The 17,251-nt window shown below is 53.1% G+C and carries 17 protein-coding genes; 10 read left to right on the top strand and 7 right to left on the bottom strand.

What is annotated here, in order from left to right; translation table 11 throughout:
* Nucleotides 1-119: 119 nt before the first annotated feature.
* Together ybiB and dinG are read right to left on the bottom strand one after the other, a co-directional pair.
* Nucleotides 120-1,082, bottom strand: a complete 963-nt coding sequence (ybiB, locus tag D9597_RS09435) for a DNA-binding protein YbiB (RefSeq protein WP_130222201.1) — start codon at nt 1,080-1,082, stop codon at nt 120-122.
* A 27-nt stretch (nt 1,083-1,109) separates the two neighbouring features.
* Entirely contained in the window at nt 1,110-3,260 is a 2,151-nt protein-coding gene (dinG, locus tag D9597_RS09440) for an ATP-dependent DNA helicase DinG (RefSeq protein WP_130222202.1), read from the bottom strand.
* A 119-nt stretch (nt 3,261-3,379) separates the two neighbouring features.
* Between dinG and ybiA the strand changes: the two genes are divergently transcribed.
* On the top strand, nt 3,380-3,862 hold the full coding sequence (gene ybiA / locus D9597_RS09445; protein ID WP_130222203.1) for an N-glycosidase YbiA: 483 nt from the start codon (nt 3,380-3,382) through the stop codon (nt 3,860-3,862).
* Nucleotides 3,863-3,877: 15 nt separating this feature from the next.
* A complete protein-coding gene (locus D9597_RS23110; RefSeq protein ID WP_165383153.1) occupies nt 3,878-4,018 on the top strand; it encodes a hypothetical protein in 141 nt (46 codons plus the stop codon).
* A gap of 77 nt (nt 4,019-4,095) precedes the next feature.
* Here the strand turns inward: D9597_RS23110 and rhlE are convergent, their stop codons facing one another.
* Nucleotides 4,096-5,460 carry an ATP-dependent RNA helicase RhlE gene (gene rhlE, locus D9597_RS09450; RefSeq protein ID WP_130222204.1) on the bottom strand — a complete coding sequence of 455 codons (1,365 nt, stop codon included), beginning with the start codon at nt 5,458-5,460 and terminating at the stop codon, nt 4,096-4,098.
* A gap of 228 nt (nt 5,461-5,688) precedes the next feature.
* Here rhlE and cecR point away from each other — a divergent pair, with 228 nt between their 5' ends.
* The 5 genes from cecR to D9597_RS09475 are packed head-to-tail and all read left to right on the top strand — an operon-like array spanning nt 5,689 to nt 11,330.
* Complete coding sequence (cecR, locus tag D9597_RS09455; RefSeq protein ID WP_024191852.1) at nt 5,689-6,360, top strand: DNA-binding transcriptional regulator CecR; 672 nt, start codon at nt 5,689-5,691, stop codon at nt 6,358-6,360.
* Between the two features lie 2 nt (nt 6,361-6,362).
* On the top strand, nt 6,363-7,358 hold the full coding sequence (gene hlyD, locus D9597_RS09460) for a secretion protein HlyD (RefSeq protein ID WP_130222205.1): 996 nt from the start codon (nt 6,363-6,365) through the stop codon (nt 7,356-7,358).
* Nucleotides 7,351-9,087 (top strand): ATP-binding cassette domain-containing protein, encoded by a 1,737-nt coding sequence (locus D9597_RS09465; protein ID WP_130214889.1) that lies wholly within the window; start codon nt 7,351-7,353, stop codon nt 9,085-9,087. The genes hlyD and D9597_RS09465 overlap by 8 nt, the downstream gene beginning before the upstream one ends.
* On the top strand, nt 9,080-10,213 hold the full coding sequence (locus D9597_RS09470; protein ID WP_000070131.1) for an ABC transporter permease: 1,134 nt from the start codon (nt 9,080-9,082) through the stop codon (nt 10,211-10,213). Before D9597_RS09465 ends, D9597_RS09470 begins: the two co-directional genes overlap by 8 nt.
* A gap of 10 nt (nt 10,214-10,223) precedes the next feature.
* Complete coding sequence (locus D9597_RS09475) at nt 10,224-11,330, top strand: ABC transporter permease (protein WP_000469031.1); 1,107 nt, start codon at nt 10,224-10,226, stop codon at nt 11,328-11,330.
* Here D9597_RS09475 and D9597_RS09480 read toward each other — a convergent pair.
* Nucleotides 11,292-11,702 carry a YbhQ family protein gene (locus D9597_RS09480; protein ID WP_000871987.1) on the bottom strand — a complete coding sequence of 137 codons (411 nt, stop codon included), beginning with the start codon at nt 11,700-11,702 and terminating at the stop codon, nt 11,292-11,294. The genes D9597_RS09475 and D9597_RS09480 overlap by 39 nt on opposite strands.
* Nucleotides 11,703-11,834: 132 nt before the next feature.
* Here D9597_RS09480 and D9597_RS09485 point away from each other — a divergent pair, with 132 nt between their 5' ends.
* The 3 genes from D9597_RS09485 to D9597_RS09495 are packed head-to-tail and all read left to right on the top strand — an operon-like array spanning nt 11,835 to nt 14,790.
* The gene (locus tag D9597_RS09485; RefSeq protein WP_130214893.1) at nt 11,835-12,596 is read left to right on the top strand and encodes an endonuclease/exonuclease/phosphatase family protein; all 762 of its coding nucleotides are present in this window, start codon (nt 11,835-11,837) and stop codon (nt 12,594-12,596) included.
* Nucleotides 12,593-13,834 carry a cardiolipin synthase ClsB gene (gene clsB, locus D9597_RS09490; RefSeq protein WP_130222206.1) on the top strand — a complete coding sequence of 414 codons (1,242 nt, stop codon included), beginning with the start codon at nt 12,593-12,595 and terminating at the stop codon, nt 13,832-13,834. The genes D9597_RS09485 and clsB overlap by 4 nt, the downstream gene beginning before the upstream one ends.
* Nucleotides 13,834-14,790 carry a YbhN family protein gene (locus D9597_RS09495; protein WP_130222207.1) on the top strand — a complete coding sequence of 319 codons (957 nt, stop codon included), beginning with the start codon at nt 13,834-13,836 and terminating at the stop codon, nt 14,788-14,790. The genes clsB and D9597_RS09495 overlap by 1 nt, the downstream gene beginning before the upstream one ends.
* A gap of 247 nt (nt 14,791-15,037) precedes the next feature.
* Here the strand turns inward: D9597_RS09495 and D9597_RS09500 are convergent, their stop codons facing one another.
* The 3 genes from D9597_RS09500 to moaE all read right to left on the bottom strand — a co-directional run bounded on the left by D9597_RS09500 (nt 15,038) and on the right by moaE (nt 17,251).
* Nucleotides 15,038-15,751: a Bax inhibitor-1/YccA family protein gene (locus D9597_RS09500; RefSeq protein WP_130222208.1), complete on the bottom strand. Its 714-nt coding sequence runs from the start codon at nt 15,749-15,751 to the stop codon at nt 15,038-15,040.
* 207 nt (nt 15,752-15,958) lie between these two features.
* Complete coding sequence (locus tag D9597_RS09505) at nt 15,959-16,663, bottom strand: Bax inhibitor-1/YccA family protein (protein WP_130205105.1); 705 nt, start codon at nt 16,661-16,663, stop codon at nt 15,959-15,961.
* Nucleotides 16,664-16,798: 135 nt separating this feature from the next.
* Entirely contained in the window at nt 16,799-17,251 is a 453-nt protein-coding gene (gene moaE, locus D9597_RS09510; RefSeq protein WP_000852287.1) for a molybdopterin synthase catalytic subunit MoaE, read from the bottom strand.

Consider the following 17,251-nt stretch of genomic DNA (forward strand, 5'->3'; position numbering starts at 1 on the left):
TATGCCTGTTGCTTTTTTATGCTGCGCGCCAGACGCGGGAAGGTCAATAAAGATGCAGGAATTTCATATTGCGGTGGGGTAAAGGCCGGATGACAGTGCTCATCCGGCTGGGGGAGAACTTAAAATGATTGCTTAACGCGCGCCAGACCGTCGCTAATGGTTGCCACTTCGCCCGCCGCCAGCAGACAGCAAGCCATCTGGATTTTTAGTGACTGAGGGATCGGTTCACTGCCAACCAGGCAACGTTCAATCCACTGCGCCGTGGTTTCCGGGTCTTTGGCTTGTGGCAGTAGCTCGCTGCCAGCAGTGTCCTGTTTTTCATACAGCACCCGCATCCCTTCACGGTCGATCAGATTGATTTGCGGGCAGCGTTGCGGATTAGCATACACTTCACCTTCAGTGCCATGCATTAACAGCGCTCGTCCGCCAATATCGCTAAAGAACTTCGCGACGCGTCCGATGTATTCCGGATGCGAAACGCTGGAAAGACGCAGTGCCTCACCTTCGGCAAATGGCGTCGCCAGTTTCGCCAGGGTATGCGCACTGTTACGCACGCCCATCCGCCAGCGCATCGCCAGTTGTTTTTCCAGCGGCGGGCAAAACGCGCCCACAGGCATAAACACCAGTTGATGTTCGTCGAGCTTCGCCTGCGCCTGCCCGCCGTGCAACGTTGGCGTAATACCCATCAGTTCGAAAATGGTTTCTGTCAGCACGCGGGTTGGATCTTCGCTAACCCCGTGAACCACCACAGGAAAACCGAGTTTATGCAGCAGAATCGCCAACAACGGCGTCAGGTTGGCCTGTTTACGCGCGCCGTTGTAACTGGGGATGACAATCGGCATCGGCTTGCCTGCAGGCGGCGTCAGCTTGATGGTGTGATTTTGCATGGCTTCGTAAAAGCCGAGCATCTCTGCTTCCCCTTCCCCTTTGATACGCAGCGCAATCAATACGCCGCCCAACTCAAGGTCAGGGACTTCACCGTTGAGCATATGGGCATACAGACCGCGCGCAGTATCCCGTTCTAAATCGCGCGCGTGGTTTTTCCCGCGCCCGATCTCTTTAATGATTTTGCGATAGTCCATTTACGACTCCTTACCTGACTCACATCATTAACGCCGCCGACGGCGTGGGGATTTCGCTTTTTCTTTCTTTTTAACTATACCTTCAGGGACTTCCGGTTGCTCTATCGGAAATACCGGTAATGCATCCAGTAGCCGCTTGCCGTAGTTTTTGGTGAGCAAGCGTTTATCGTAAATCACCACTTCGCCCCAGCAACCGTGGCTTCGAATCAGTCGCCCAACCTGCTGAATCAGGTTAAACGAGGCGCTCGGCAGGCTTTGCACCTCAAACGGATAGCGATTGAGGCTTTTCAGCCATTCTCCTTCGGTGATCACCACCGGGCTATCAATAGGTGGGAAGGCAATTTTATGGATATGCACCTGACTTAGCAGCTCGCCCTTTAAATCCAGCCCTTCGGCAAATGACTGTAAGCCCACCAGTACGCTGCGCTCACCGTTGGCGACGCGTTTGCGGTGCAGTTCAACTAAACGGTAACGTGGCTGATCGCCCTGCACCAGCAACATCAACCGTAAATCCGTCACATAGTCGAGAAACCGCTGCATCGCCCGTCCGCTGGCAAACAGTACCAACATACCGAGATGTTTTTTGCTCTCCACCTGCTCACGGAAGAACGCCGCCATTTCAGCAATGTGCTGTTCTTCGTTGTCAATGGAAGGCTCAAAGCGCATCCGGGGAATAACAATTTTGCCCTGTTCGCAGTGGTTGAAGGGGGAATCCAGCGCCACAAAGCGGTCGCCCGCTTTCTCTTTCAGCCCGCTCATCTCCTGCAAACGCGAAAAACTGTTCAGCGAACGCAAGGTTGCGGAGGTGACAATAATGTGCGGAATACTGCGCCACAGCAGCCTTTCCAGCTGATCGCTAACACGGATCCCCACGCAGTGAAACCAGAGATGCAACTGCCCGTCGCGCTCTTCCCGCGTCGCCCATTTGGTCACCGGCGCACCGGAAGATTGCGCCAGAGACGCCAGCCGCCAGAGTTTGCTTTGCGCCTCGAACATCCCCAACGCGCGGTTCATCTGCAAAATCAACCGATGCAGACGTACAATGTCATGGCTGCCGGTTTTCTCACTTAAATCGTTAAGAAATAACTCCGCCAGACCACGCAACATCTCGGTGAGTTTCGCCAGCCGCTGGCAGATCTCCAGCACTTCATCAGGCAATTCGCCCATCGCGAAACGGTGCTCTGCCTCTTGCCCGGCAGGCATGTAGAGATTGAGAATGTTGTTTAACGAGGCGATAAGCTCATACAACTCTTCACAATGCGCATTCAAACGTTCAGGGATCGCCAGCGGTGGGATCGTCTTCGGGCGAAACTGCTCCATGCAGGTAGCGACCAGTTTGGTGAACAAGTCCAGCTGTAGCCGATACCAGGGCGCGGTGATTTCGGCGCTCATCTCCAGCGCATCCCGCGCCACGTCCGGCAGGTGATGACCTTCGTCCAGTACCAGCAGCAGATTTTTCGGGTCAGGCAATACGGCTTCGCTTTCCATCGCCGCCATTACCAGCGCATGGTTTGCCACCACCACTTCCGCTTCCTGAATCTCCCGACGGGCAACAAAAAACGGGCATTCACGATAGTAGTAACAGTTGCGGTTGAGGCAGCTGGCTTTGTCGGTACTCAAACGACGCCAGAGATCGTCATCTATAGCGATATCCGTATGATCGCGCAGACCATCCCATTTATAAGTGTCGAGATCGCCCTTCAGCTTCGCACAACGTTTTTGCTCTTCCTGATTGTTCGGCGTCAGTTCGTCGTCAAGAAACGCCAGCAGATCCTGTTGCGTGGGTTCAGTGCTGGCGAGCGCAGTCAGATTACGCGGGCAAACGTAGCGCCCACGCCCAAAAGCGGCAGTGAATTTAAGATCGGGAATGATCTTTTTCAGCAGCGGTAAATCTTTGCTGTAGATCTGATCCTGCAACGCCACGTTGGCGGTACTCACCACCAGCGTTTTTTGCTCTTCGCGGGCAATGGCGATGCCGGGAATCAAATAGGAGAGCGTTTTCCCAACGCCGGTGGGGGCTTCAATCGCCAGATGCCGCCCTTCTTCTCCGGCCAGCGTTTTGGCGACGTCCGCAATCATCTGCCGCTGCGGCGCACGGGGAATAAAGTCGGGGATCTGTTCCTGAAGCGCCTTATACCAGGCGGCAATTTGCGCTTTAAGCGCGGCGGTTAATGCCATGAGAAAACCTGAAATACTGTATAAACAGCCAATATTGTGGCATTTTTCGGTTTTCAGGGGTAATGGTTTTTCTGTTTCTGGAAAGCGGCTCGCAATAACCACCAACATAATGCGGTTTAATGCCCGTTCGAACACAAAGGATCCAACACGTCATGCAAGACACCACCATAAATTTCTACAGCACCGGCGATGACTACGGTGATTTTTCTAACTTTGCCGCTTGGCCCATTAAGGTTGACGGGAAAACCTGGCCCACCTCAGAACACTATTTCCAGGCACAAAAATTCCTTGATGAAAAATACCGCGAAGAGATCCGTCGGGTTTCTTCCCCCATGGTCGCCGCACGCATGGGTCGCGATCGTTCTAAGCCTCTGCGTAAAAACTGGGAGTCGGTCAAAGAACAGGTGATGCGTAAAGCACTTCGCGCTAAATTCGAACAGCATGCAGAACTGCGCGCGCTCTTACTGGCAACAGCGTCCGCAAAACTGGTTGAGCATACGGGAAATGATGCTTACTGGGGAGACGGTGGTAATGGTAAGGGCAAGAATCGACTGGGCTACCTTTTAATGGAGTTGCGCGAACAATTGGCTATAGAGAAGTAACGTCTCGGGTGGCTTATGAGCGGTAAAACAGAGAAATCTTTTTTCCGCGTTCTCAAATTGCTGACAAGTGCTTGTTGTGAAATGCCGGATGCGGCGCAAGCGCCTTATCCGGCCTACAAAAGCATGCAAATTCAATATATTGCAGAGTTCACGTAGGCCTGATAAGCGTAGCGCATCAGGCAGTTTTGCGTTTGTCATCAGCCTGATGCCGGGCTATGCCCGGCATCAAAAGATTACTGCGCAGCGGCAGGTTTACGCGGACGGCGGCGACGTTGTTGCTCGCCTGCCGGTTTGGCATCGCCGAGGCGACGAGAGGGTTTTTCTGCAGGTTTCGCGCTTGCAGATTTTGCACCACTTTCCGCACGGCGAGGTTGCTGTTGACTGCGACCACCACCTTGCCCACGACCGCCGCCGCCACGTTGCTGGCGACCGTTCTGGATCGGTTCGGCTTTGATTGACGGGTCCGGCTCATAGCCAGGAATCGCAATGCGCGGGATCTCTTTTTTCAGCAGTTTTTCGATATCACGCAGCAGTTTGTGTTCATCAACACACACCAACGACAACGCTTCACCGGTAGCTGCCGCGCGACCGGTACGCCCGATACGGTGGACATAATCTTCCGGTACGTTTGGCAGTTCATAGTTGACGACGTGCGGCAACTCTTCGATATCCAGACCGCGCGCAGCGATGTCGGTCGCCACCAGTACGCGAATGTCACCCGATTTAAAATCAGCCAGCGCACGAGTACGCGCACCTTGCGATTTATTGCCGTGGATCGCCGCACTACGGATGCCATCTTTATTGAGCTGTTCAGCCAGATGGTTAGCGCCGTGTTTGGTACGGGTAAACACCAGCACCTGCTGCCAGTTCCCTTTACCAATCATATGCGACAGCAATTCGCGTTTGCGTTTCTTATCAACAAAGTGAACGTGCTGGGTCACCTGATCAGACGCGGTATTGCGGCGTGCCACTTCGATTTCCAGCGGGTTGTGCAACAGTTTTTCCGCCAGGGCTTTAATATCGTCAGAGAAGGTCGCGGAGAACAACAGGTTCTGGCGCTTCGCTGGCAGTTTTGTCAACACGCGACGGATATCGTGGATAAAGCCCATGTCGAGCATGCGGTCAGCTTCATCGAGGACGAGGATTTCTATCTGGTCCAGCTTCACCGCATTCTGATGTTCCAGGTCCAGCAAACGCCCCGGCGTTGCCACCAGAACATCAACGCCGCCACGCAATTTCATCATCTGCGGGTTAATGCTGACACCACCAAACACCACCAGCGAACGAATGTTCAGGTATTTGCTGTAATCACGGACATTTTCGCCAATCTGCGCCGCCAGTTCACGGGTCGGGGTAAGAATGAGCGCGCGTACCGGACGACGCCCTTTGGCGTGCGGCTCGCGGGAAATCAGGTGTTGTAGTAGCGGCAACGTAAAGCCCGCTGTTTTGCCCGTGCCGGTCTGGGCACTGGCCATCAGGTCGCGGCCTTCCAGCACCGCAGGGATCGCCTGCTGCTGAATAGGGGTGGGTTCACGGTAACCTTGCTCGGCAACGGCGCGCAGGATATCAGGGCTTAAACCCAAAGAATCGAAAGACATAACTACTCCGAACCGCCCCGACCGTTACCGGTGTAGTTTTCAGGGAGATACTGAAAAGGAAAATGACAAAAACCACAATGTCATGAGGGAGCGGAGTGTAGCAGTTTTTGTGACGCAGCGCATAAATTATCCCTGTGACTGGCGTTGCTAAAATTCCTGACCATACTGGACAACGCTAAAAATGAGTCATAATCTTAATCAATCATTTGATTAAGAATGGGCTGTGCTATGAATAGTCCTGCCATGACAACCAAAGGTGAACAGGCGAAAAAACAGCTGATTGCAGCGGCACTGGCACAGTTTGGTGAGTATGGAATGAACGCCACCACCCGCGATATCGCCGCCCAGGCCGGGCAGAATATCGCTGCCATTACCTATTACTTCGGTTCGAAAGAAGATTTGTACCTCGCCTGCGCCCAGTGGATTGCCGATTTTATTGGCGAGCAGTTCCGTCCGCACGCCGAAGAGGCCGAACGCTTGTTCGCACAACCACAGCCGGATCGCGCCGCTATCCGCGAACTGATTCTTCGCGCCTGCAGGAACATGATCCAACTGCTCACCCAGGATGACACCGTCAACCTCAGCAAGTTTATCTCCCGTGAACAGCTCTCTCCCACGGCGGCCTACCATCTGGTGCATGAACAGGTGATTAGCCCGCTACACAGCCACCTGACACGCCTGATTGCCGCCTGGACCGGCTGCGACGCCAACGATACCCGCATGATCCTCCATACCCATGCGCTGATTGGCGAGATTCTGGCGTTTCGTCTCGGCAAAGAAACGATTCTGTTACGTACCGGCTGGACTGCGTTCGATGAAGAAAAGACCGAACTGATTAACCAGACGGTAACCTGTCATATCGACCTGATTTTGCAAGGATTATCGCAAAGGAGTTTGTAGTGATGAAAAAACCTGTCGTGATTGGACTGGCGGTAGTGGTACTTGCCGCCGTGATTGCCGGAGGCTACTGGTGGTATCAAAGCCGCCAGGATAACGGCCTGACGCTGTATGGCAATGTGGATATTCGCACCGTAAATCTGAGTTTCCGTGTCGGTGGTCGCGTTGAATCGCTGGCGATGGACGAAGGTGATGCGATCAAAGCGGGTCAGGTGCTGGGCGAGCTGGATCACAAGCCGTATGAGATTGCCCTGATGCAGGCGAAAGCGGGCGTTTCGGTGGCGCAGGCGCAGTATGACCTGATGCTTGCCGGGTATCGCGATGAAGAAATCGCTCAAGCCGCCGCAGCGGTGAAACAGGCGCAAGCCGCCTATGACTATGCGCAGAACTTCTATGCTCGTCAGCAAGGATTGTGGAAAAGCCGCACCATTTCGGCAAACGACCTGGAAAATGCCCGCTCCTCGCGCGACCAGGCCCAGGCAACGCTGAAATCAGCGCAGGATAAATTGCGTCAGTACCGTTCCGGTAACCGTGAACAGGACATCGCCCAGGCGAAAGCCAGCCTCGAACAGGCGCAGGCGCAACTGGCGCAGGCAGAGCTGAATTTACAGGACTCAACGTTGATAGCACCGTCTGATGGCACGCTGTTAACCCGCGCGGTGGAGCCAGGCACGGTGCTCAACGAAGGTGGCACGGTGTTTACCGTTTCACTAACGCGTCCGGTGTGGGTGCGCGCTTATGTTGATGAACGTAATCTTGACCAGGCCCAGCCGGGGCGCAAAGTGCTGCTTTATACCGATGGTCGTCCGAACAAACCGTATCACGGGCAGATTGGTTTCGTTTCGCCGACTGCTGAATTTACCCCGAAAACCGTCGAAACACCGGATCTGCGTACCGACCTCGTCTATCGCCTGCGTATTGTGGTGACCGACGCCGATGATGCGTTACGCCAGGGAATGCCGGTAACGGTGCAATTCGGTAACGAGGCAGGACATGAATGATGCCGTTATCACGCTGAACGGCCTGGAAAAACGCTTTCCGGGCATGGACAAGCCCGCCGTCGCGCCGCTCGACTGCACCATTCATGCCGGTTATGTGACGGGGTTGGTGGGGCCGGACGGCGCGGGCAAAACCACGCTGATGCGGATGCTGGCAGGATTACTGAAACCCGACAGCGGCAGCGCCACGGTGATTGGCTTTGATCCGATCAAAAACGACGCTGCGCTGCACGCCGTGCTCGGCTATATGCCGCAGAAATTCGGTCTGTATGAAGATCTCACGGTGATGGAGAATCTCAATCTGTACGCGGATTTGCGCAGCGTCACCGGTGAAGCGCGGAAGCAGACTTTTGCTCGCCTGCTGGAGTTTACGTCTCTTGGCCCGTTTACCGGACGCCTAGCGGGCAAGCTCTCCGGCGGGATGAAGCAAAAACTCGGCCTGGCCTGTACCCTGGTGGGCGAACCGAAAGTGTTGCTGCTCGATGAACCCGGCGTCGGCGTTGACCCTATCTCACGGCGCGAACTGTGGCAGATGGTGCATGAGCTGGCGGGCGAAGGGATGTTAATCCTCTGGAGCACCTCGTATCTCGACGAAGCCGAGCAGTGCCGTGACGTGTTACTGATGAACGAAGGCGAGCTGCTGTATCAGGGAGAACCGACGGCCCTGACGCAAACCATGGCCGGACGTAGCTTTCTGATGACCAGCCCGCACGAAGGCAACCGCACATTATTGCAGCGCACCTTGAAACTACCGCAGGTCAGCGACGGCATGATTCAGGGGAAATCGGTACGCCTGATCCTCAAAAAAGAGGCCACGCCAGACGATATTCGCCGCGCCGACGGGATGCCGGAAATCGACATCAACCCAACCACGCCTCGCTTTGAAGATGCGTTTATCGATTTGCTGGGCGGTGCCGGAACCTCGGAATCGCCGCTGGGCGCAATATTACATACGGTGGAAGGTACACCTGGCGAGACGGTGATCGAAGCGAAAGAGCTGACCAAGAAATTTGGTGATTTTGCCGCTACCGATCACGTCAATTTTGCCGTTAAACGTGGGGAGATTTTTGGTTTGCTCGGGCCAAACGGCGCGGGTAAATCGACCACCTTTAAGATGATGTGTGGTTTGCTGGTGCCGACCTCTGGTCAGGCGCTGGTGCTGGGGATGGATCTGAAAGAGAGTTCCGGTAAAGCGCGCCAGCATCTCGGCTATATGGCGCAAAAATTTTCGCTCTATGGCAACCTGACGGTCGAACAGAATTTACGCTTTTTTTCTGGTGTTTATGGCTTACGCGGTCGGGCGCAGAACGAAAAAATCTCCCGTATGAGCGAGGCGTTCGGCCTGAAAAGTATCGCCTCCCACGCGACCGATGAACTGCCATTAGGTTTTAAACAGCGGCTGGCGCTGGCCTGTTCGCTGATGCATGAACCGGACATTCTGTTTCTCGACGAACCGACTTCCGGCGTTGATCCCCTCACCCGCCGTGAATTTTGGCTGCACATCAACAGCATGGTAGAGAAAGGCGTCACGGTGATGGTCACCACCCACTTTATGGATGAAGCGGAATATTGCGACCGCATCGGCCTGGTGTACCGTGGGAAGTTAATCGCCAGCGGCACGCCGGATGATTTGAAAGCACAGTCGGCTAACGATGAGCAACCCGATCCCACTATGGAGCAGGCTTTTATTCAACTGATCCACGACTGGGATAAGGAGCATAGCAATGAGTAATCCGATCCTGTCCTGGCGTCGCGTGCGGGCGCTGTGCGTCAAAGAGACGCGGCAGATCGTTCGCGATCCGAGTAGCTGGCTGATTGCGGTAGTGATCCCACTGCTACTGCTGTTTATTTTTGGTTACGGCATTAACCTCGACTCCAGCAAGCTGCGCGTCGGGATTTTACTGGAACAGCGTAGCGAAGCGGCGCTGGATTTCACCCACACCATGACCGGTTCGCCCTATATCGACGCCACCATCAGCGATAACCGTCAGGAACTGATCGCCAAAATGCAGGCGGGGAAAATTCGTGGCCTAGTGGTTATTCCGGTGGATTTCGCCGAACAGATGGAGCGCGCCAACGCCACCGCACCGATTCAGGTGATCACCGACGGCAGTGAGCCGAATACCGCTAACTTTGTGCAGGGGTATGTCGAAGGGATCTGGCAGATCTGGCAAATGCAGCGAGCGGAGGATAACGGGCAGACTTTTGAACCGCTTATTGATGTACAAACCCGCTACTGGTTTAACCCGGCGGCGATAAGCCAACACTTTATTATCCCCGGTGCGGTGACCATCATCATGACGGTCATCGGCGCAATTCTCACCTCGCTGGTGGTGGCGCGAGAATGGGAACGCGGCACCATGGAGGCTTTGCTCTCTACGGAGATTACCCGCACGGAGCTGCTGCTGTGTAAGCTCATCCCCTACTATTTCCTCGGGATGCTGGCGATGTTGCTGTGTATGCTGGTGTCGGTGTTTATTCTCGGCGTGCCGTATCGCGGGTCGCTGCTGATTCTGTTTTTTATCTCCAGCCTGTTTTTACTCAGTACCCTGGGGATGGGGCTGCTGATTTCCACGATTACCCGCAACCAGTTCAACGCCGCTCAGGTCGCCCTGAACGCCGCGTTCCTGCCGTCGATTATGCTTTCCGGCTTTATATTTCAGATAGACAGTATGCCCGCGGTGATCCGCGCGGTGACGTACATTATTCCCGCACGTTATTTCGTCAGCACCCTGCAAAGCCTGTTCCTCGCCGGGAATATTCCAGTGGTGCTGGTGGTGAACGTGCTGTTTTTGATCGCTTCGGCGGTGATGTTTATCGGCCTGACGTGGCTGAAAACCAAACGTCGGCTGGATTAGGGAGAAGAGCATGTTTCATCGCTTATGGACGTTAATCCGCAAAGAGTTGCAGTCGCTGCTGCGCGAACCGCAAACCCGCGCGATTCTGATTTTACCCGTGCTGATTCAGGTGATTCTGTTCCCGTTCGCCGCCACGCTGGAAGTGACCAACGCCACCATCGCCATCTACGATGAAGATAACGGCGAGCATTCGGTGGAGCTGACCCAACGTTTTGCCCGCGCCAGCGCCTTTACCCATGTGCTGCTGCTGAAAAGCCCGCAGGAGATCCGCCCGACCATCGACACACAAAAGGCGCTACTGCTGGTGCGTTTCCCGGCTGACTTCTCGCGCAAACTGGATACCTTCCAGACCGCGCCGTTGCAGTTGATCCTCGACGGGCGTAACTCCAACAGTGCGCAAATTGCCGCTAACTACCTGCAACAGATCGTCAAAAATTATCAGCAGGAGCTGCTGGAAGGAAAACCGAAACCCAACAACAGCGAGCTGGTTGTACGCAACTGGTATAACCCGAATCTCGACTACAAATGGTTTGTGGTGCCGTCGCTGATCGCCATGATCACCACTATCGGCGTGATGATCGTCACTTCACTTTCCGTCGCCCGCGAACGTGAACAAGGTACGCTCGATCAGTTGCTGGTTTCGCCGCTCACCACCTGGCAGATATTCATCGGCAAAGCCGTACCGGCATTAATTGTCGCCACCTTCCAGGCCACCATTGTGTTGGCGATTGGTATCTGGGCGTATCAAATCCCATTCGCCGGATCGCTGGCGCTGTTCTACTTTACGATGGTGATTTACGGTTTATCGCTGGTGGGATTCGGTCTGTTGATTTCATCACTCTGTTCAACGCAACAGCAGGCGTTTATCGGCGTGTTTGTCTTTATGATGCCCGCCATTCTCCTTTCCGGTTACGTTTCGCCGGTGGAGAACATGCCAGTATGGCTGCAAAACCTGACGTGGATTAACCCTATTCGCCACTTTACGGACATTACCAAGCAGATTTATTTGAAGGATGCGAGTCTGGATATTGTGTGGAACAGTTTGTGGCCGCTACTGGTGATAACGGCCACGACAGGGTCAGCGGCGTACGCGATGTTTAGACGCAAGGTGATGTAATTTTTTATCTTTCGCCAGTAACGACACTACCGCCGGGCCGGCAAGGATCGCCAGCCCTGCAATTGCCAGCAAATAGTTGTTTTCCAGTACGCGGGACAACAGCCACAGCACAATCAGCGCCGCGCCAAAATACCAGGTGGTGGTCAGCTCTTCCAGCACATCCGCCACCTCACGCCAGCGTTGCTCGGGGTGGCGCTGAAACACCAGCATCATCACTACCGTTACGCAATACAGCACGCATAATCCCACGCCGACGTGAACCAGAGTTTTACTCATCCAGCCCACCACCAGCAGCGCCACTACCAGTAAATGCAACATAATCTGCCAGCAACTTAGGCCAGTTGCGACACGAACACGTTGTTGCCACTTCATGGCTTCTCTCCTGAAGAATTTATCTCTACTTACTCAGAGTACCGAACTTTACGGAAAATTCCGTAAGACCGCACCTTTTTGTGACGCCGACTACACTATTTCAATGAGATAAGAGGCCAAAACGGGAAAATTATGCCCGATCAAACACAACACTTTTCGTTCAAGGTACTCACCATCAATATTCACAAAGGCTTTACCGCGTTTAACCGACGCTTCATTTTGCCGGAACTTCGCGACGCCGTGCGCACCGTCAGCGCCGATATTGTTTGCCTGCAGGAAGTGATGGGCGCACACGAAGTTCATCCGCTGCATGTGGAAAACTGGCCCGATACCTCGCACTACGAGTTTCTCGCCGACACAATGTGGAGCGATTTTGCCTACGGTCGCAATGCTGTGTATCCGGAAGGGCATCACGGCAACGCCATACTGTCACGCTATCCCATTGAACATTATGAGAATCGTGATGTTTCGGTCGATGGTGCGGAAAAGCGCGGCGTGCTCTACTGCCGCATTGTTCCGCCGATGACCGGGAAAGCGATTCATGTGATGTGCGTACATTTGGGCCTGCGTGAGGCGCACCGTCAGGCACAGATTGCGATGCTCGCCGAATGGGTGAATGAGCTGCCGGACGGCGAACCGGTATTGGTAGCGGGTGATTTCAACGACTGGCGGCAAAAAGCTAATCATCCGTTAAAAGTGCAGGCCGGACTGGATGAGATTTTTACCCGCGCCCACGGACGCCCGGCGCGCACGTTTCCGGTGCAATTTCCTCTACTACGACTGGACAGGATCTACGTCAAAAATGCCAGCGCCAGCGCGCCAACCGCGTTGCCGCTGCGGACATGGCGACACCTTTCTGATCATGCCCCTTTAAGTGCGGAGATTCATTTATGAAATGTAGCTGGCGCGAAGGCAATAAGATCCAGTTGCTGGAAAACGGCGAGCAATATTATCCCGCGGTGTTTAAGGCGATTGGCGAGGCACAAGAACGCATCATTCTTGAAACGTTTATCTGGTTTGAGGATGACGTCGGCAAACAACTGCATGCGGCACTACTGGCAGCAGCGCAACGCGGGGTTAAAGCGGAAGTCTTGCTGGATGGCTACGGTTCGCCGGATCTCAGCGATGAGTTTGTCAATGAACTGACGGCAGCTGGCGTAGTGTTCCGCTACTACGATCCCCGCCCTCGCCTTTTTGGTATGCGCACCAATGTGTTTCGCCGGATGCATCGCAAAATTGTGGTGATCGACGCGCGTATAGCCTTTATTGGCGGGCTGAATTACTCCGCCGAGCATATGTCCAGCTACGGTCCAGAGGCTAAACAGGATTACGCGGTACGCCTTGAAGGGCCGATTGTCGAAGATATTCTCCAGTTTGAGCTGGAAAACCTGCCTGGACAGAGCGCGGCACGACGCTGGTGGCGACGTCATCACAAAGCGGAAGAGAACCGCCAGCCGGGAGAAGCGCAGGTATTGCTGGTCTGGCGCGATAACGAAGAACATCGCGATGATATTGAACGTCACTATCTGAAAATGCTCACTCAGGCGCGGCGAGAAGTCATTATCGCCAACGCCTACTTCTTCCCCGGCTATCGATTTTTACACGCCTTGCGTAAAGCTGCACGGCGCGGGGTGCGGATCAAACTGATCATTCAGGGCGAACCGGATATGCCGATTGTCAGAGTCGGTGCGCGCTTGCTGTATAACTATCTGGTTAAAGGCGGCGTTCAGGTATTTGAGTACCGCCGCCGCCCGCTCCACGGCAAAGTGGCATTGATGGACGATCACTGGGCGACAGTAGGGTCCAGTAATCTCGATCCGCTCAGTTTGTCACTGAATCTCGAAGCAAATGTCATCATCCACGATCGTCATTTTAACCAGACGCTGCGCGATAATCTGAACGGCATTATTGCCGCAGATTGTCAGCAGGTCGATGAGACCATGCTGCCGAAACGCACCTGGTGGAACCTGACCAAAAACGTGCTGGCGTTCCACTTTTTACGCCACTTCCCGGCGCTGGTTGGCTGGCTTCCGGCGCACACGCCACGTCTCGCGCAGGTTGACCCGCCCGCACAACCGACAATGGAAACGCAGGATCGGGTAGAAACTGAAAACACGGGGGTAAAACCCTGATGAGTAAATCACACCCGCGCTGGCGCTTAGCAAAGAAGATCCTCACCTGGCTGTTTTTTATCGCGGTGATTGTGTTGCTGGTGGTCTACGCCAAAAAAGTGGACTGGGAAGAGGTCTGGAAGGTCATCCGTGACTACAATCGCGTTGCGCTGCTTAGTGCGGTCGGGCTGGTGGTCATCAGTTATCTGATTTACGGCTGCTATGACCTGCTCGCCCGCTTTTACTGCGGTCACAAACTGGCGAAGCGCCAGGTGATGCTGGTGTCGTTTATCTGCTACGCCTTCAACCTGACGCTCAGTACCTGGGTCGGCGGCATTGGTATGCGCTACCGTTTGTACTCCCGGCTAGGATTACCGGGCAGCACTATTACACGAATTTTCTCGCTCAGTATTACCACCAACTGGCTGGGCTATATTTTGCTGGCGGGGATTATCTTTACCGCAGGCGTGGTGGAGTTGCCGGATCACTGGTATGTCGATCAAACTACGCTGCATATTCTCGGCATTGGCTTACTGATGATTATCGCGGTTTATTTGTGGTCTTGCGCTTTCGCGAAGCACCGCCATATGACCATCAAAGGGCAAAAACTTGTGCTGCCTTCATGGAAATTCGCCCTCGCCCAGATGCTGATTTCCAGCGTTAACTGGATGGTAATGGGAGCGATTATCTGGCTGTTACTTGGTCAGAGCGTGAACTATTTCTTTGTACTGGGCGTGTTGCTGGTTAGTAGTATTGCTGGCGTCATCGTGCATATTCCGGCGGGAATTGGTGTGCTGGAAGCGGTGTTTATCGCGCTACTGGCTGGGGAGCATACATCCAAAGGCACAATTATCGCCGCCCTACTCGCTTACCGTGTGTTGTATTACTTTATCCCGCTGCTGCTGGCGCTGATCTGTTACCTGTTGCTGGAAAGCCAGGCGAAGAAGCTACGAGCGAAAAATGAAGCGGCGATGTGAAGTTCGGTTAAGTTCTTTTGGTTTGTGCAGATTTTTAGCAAAGTGCTATTTGTTCATGGCGGATGCGGCGTGAACGCCTTATCCGCCCTACACAACCGGACTAAGTTAATAGTTTACAATTCCAGTCAGTACCAGCTAAGCATAGCGCATCAGCCTCATTACATTTCTTCACGATTTTATTCATGAGGTTATATAAAAACGATTAACACGCATTTTTCCAAAAAAGAAACTTACCTATTTTTTACGACTAATGAAAAAACCGAGTATGCCTTTGCCAGACAAGCGTTATCGCTATTGCTGCAAGTATCCCAAAGAAGCCGATAAAATAGTAATAGAGTGTTAATGCGCCTATAAAAGCGCAACGAACCGGACTCCACAATTCTTCACTATGGCATTTCCCCGCCAGTTCAAGGAGCTTATTTCGTCCATGTGAGATAATGCCTGACCATAACACAATCATTAAGCAACTTATTACCCAAATGGGCCGTTCACTCATTAATGCCGCATTCACGATGATTACCAGGGCCAACCCTGTCAACGTCATCATAATGATGAAACGGTGAGAACCAGGATCAAATTTAAACAATAGACCTGCCAGCATACTGATTAAAAACATCGCTCCCGCAGTGCTGAACACGACAATAATGGCAGATACAGGCGCTAAACTCGCAACGACAATCGCCACCAAAGAGAGTAAAAACAGATATATTACGCCTGCGACGGTCGCATTTATCTTGTTGATATCTTTACTTAAGCCATACATACAAAGTAATAATAACCCTATGGCGACATACATTGGTGGTGAATCATATTTGGTTGCCGTAATTTCGAGATACTTAGCTCCCCAGGCCAGCCCTGCGGTTGCCACCAAACCTAAAGCGGTAATGAGCCATATACCGTTTAATATCCTGGCCTCGTGCTGAAAATCGAATTTATTGCTGTTTTGCGAGTATGATTCCATTCTTTTAGTTATCCTTATAGAAAAATATTAATATTCATCATGAATAAATTTAAAACCACGCATACAAAATACTTTTGTATTTATGGATACGGAAAACGCTTCCGCTCGGCCATAAGGCGTATTTTATACCTGGTACTTGTTAAGTGTCGTTTTTAGTAAGAAAAAAAATCCCGACACATGGCCGGGATATTGATGGTAAAAAAGGAATTAACGACGATTGCCAAAAATTCGCAGCAACATCAGGAACAGGTTGATGAAGTCCAGATACAAGGTTAACGCGCCAAGAATGGAGTATTTACGCAGGTTCGACGCGTCGCGGGTATCAATCTGCTCACCCATATTTTTCAATTTCTGAGTGTCATACGCTGTCAATCCGACAAAGACAATCACGCCGATGTAGGTGACCGCCCACATCAACGCTTCGCTTTTCAGCCAGAAGTTGACCAGCGAAGCCAGCACAATGCCGATCAACGCCATAAACAGCATATTGCCGAAGCCGCTTAAATCGCGTTTGGTGGTGTAACCGTACAGGCTCATTGCGCCGAACATCCCGGCAGTAACGACGAAAGTGCTGGCGATAGAGGCCGCGGTATAGACAATGAAAATACTGGAAAGTGTCAGGCCCGTCAGCGCTGAATAAAGCATAAAGAGCATGGTTGTCACACCTGCACTCAGCTTTTGAATCATCGCTGATAACACAATAACCAGAGCTAATTGTGCTATTACCAGACCAATTAAAAAGATGCGGTTGGTGAATAACAGCTCCATAACGGCGGCGGAATTAGCCGCATACCAGGCAACAAACGCAGTAAGCAGCAAGCCTACTGTCATCCAGCCATAGACCTGTGCCATATAGGTTTGCAGGCCAGCTCGGGTTTGTACGATTGAATCAGAACGTGGGAATCTGTCCATGACTTTCTCCTGAAGATATAAGGAATATCTTAAGGATACTGCAAATGATGGGGCTGTGCATCGACGCAGCGTAAACGCATGTACTGAGCGGTGAAATTGCCGGATGCAGCTGTGCGGTATCCGGCCTGCTAAAAACTACCAGCGTTTTGCCGCTTGCTGATCGCTCTCCCGGGCTTCGACCCAGCGGTCGCCTTCCGGCGTGGCTTCGCGCTTCCAGAACGGCGCGCGGGTTTTGAGATAGTCCATAATAAACTGCCCGGCTTCAAACGCACTGCTGCGATGCGCACTGGTAACACCGACAAAAACAATTTCATCACCCGGCCATAATTCACCAATGCGGTGAATTACCGTAACGCGCCCCAGCGGCCAGCGGTTACGCGCTTCATCAACGATTTCCGCCAGTGCTTTTTCTGTCATTCCCGGATAGTGTTCGAGGGTTAATGCTTTGACGCTGTCTCCCAGGTTATGGTTGCGCACCTTACCGGTAAACGTGACCACTGCGCCATCTTCGTCACGCTCCGCCAGCCACGGATACTCTTCCCCTACACTGAACGGCTGCGGGCCGACAACAATTTTGGTTTCTGCCAT

This window comes from Escherichia sp. E13S3 (genome assembly GCF_004212325.1).
Taxonomy (GTDB): domain Bacteria; phylum Pseudomonadota; class Gammaproteobacteria; order Enterobacterales; family Enterobacteriaceae; genus Escherichia.

Bases quoted from the DNA above. Each gene is read 5' to 3' on its own strand.
- ybiB (WP_130222201.1), bottom strand. From the start codon at position 1,082: ATGGACTATCGCAAAATCATTAAAGAGATCGGGCGCGGGAAAAACCAC.
- dinG (WP_130222202.1), bottom strand. From the start codon at position 3,260: ATGGCATTAACCGCCGCGCTTAAAGCGCAAATTGCCGCCTGGTATAAG.
- ybiA (WP_130222203.1), top strand. From the start codon at position 3,380: ATGCCCGTTCGAACACAAAGGATCCAACACGTCATGCAAGACACCACC.
- D9597_RS23110 (WP_165383153.1), top strand. From the start codon at position 3,878: ATGAGCGGTAAAACAGAGAAATCTTTTTTCCGCGTTCTCAAATTGCTG.
- rhlE (WP_130222204.1), bottom strand. From the start codon at position 5,460: ATGTCTTTCGATTCTTTGGGTTTAAGCCCTGATATCCTGCGCGCCGTT.
- cecR (WP_024191852.1), top strand. From the start codon at position 5,689: ATGAATAGTCCTGCCATGACAACCAAAGGTGAACAGGCGAAAAAACAG.
- hlyD (WP_130222205.1), top strand. From the start codon at position 6,363: ATGAAAAAACCTGTCGTGATTGGACTGGCGGTAGTGGTACTTGCCGCC.
- D9597_RS09465 (WP_130214889.1), top strand. From the start codon at position 7,351: ATGAATGATGCCGTTATCACGCTGAACGGCCTGGAAAAACGCTTTCCG.
- D9597_RS09470 (WP_000070131.1), top strand. From the start codon at position 9,080: ATGAGTAATCCGATCCTGTCCTGGCGTCGCGTGCGGGCGCTGTGCGTC.
- D9597_RS09475 (WP_000469031.1), top strand. From the start codon at position 10,224: ATGTTTCATCGCTTATGGACGTTAATCCGCAAAGAGTTGCAGTCGCTG.
- D9597_RS09480 (WP_000871987.1), bottom strand. From the start codon at position 11,702: ATGAAGTGGCAACAACGTGTTCGTGTCGCAACTGGCCTAAGTTGCTGG.
- D9597_RS09485 (WP_130214893.1), top strand. From the start codon at position 11,835: ATGCCCGATCAAACACAACACTTTTCGTTCAAGGTACTCACCATCAAT.
- clsB (WP_130222206.1), top strand. From the start codon at position 12,593: ATGAAATGTAGCTGGCGCGAAGGCAATAAGATCCAGTTGCTGGAAAAC.
- D9597_RS09495 (WP_130222207.1), top strand. From the start codon at position 13,834: ATGAGTAAATCACACCCGCGCTGGCGCTTAGCAAAGAAGATCCTCACC.
- D9597_RS09500 (WP_130222208.1), bottom strand. From the start codon at position 15,751: ATGGAATCATACTCGCAAAACAGCAATAAATTCGATTTTCAGCACGAG.
- D9597_RS09505 (WP_130205105.1), bottom strand. From the start codon at position 16,663: ATGGACAGATTCCCACGTTCTGATTCAATCGTACAAACCCGAGCTGGC.
- moaE (WP_000852287.1), bottom strand. From the start codon at position 17,251: ATGGCAGAAACCAAAATTGTTGTCGGCCCGCAGCCGTTCAGTGTAGGG.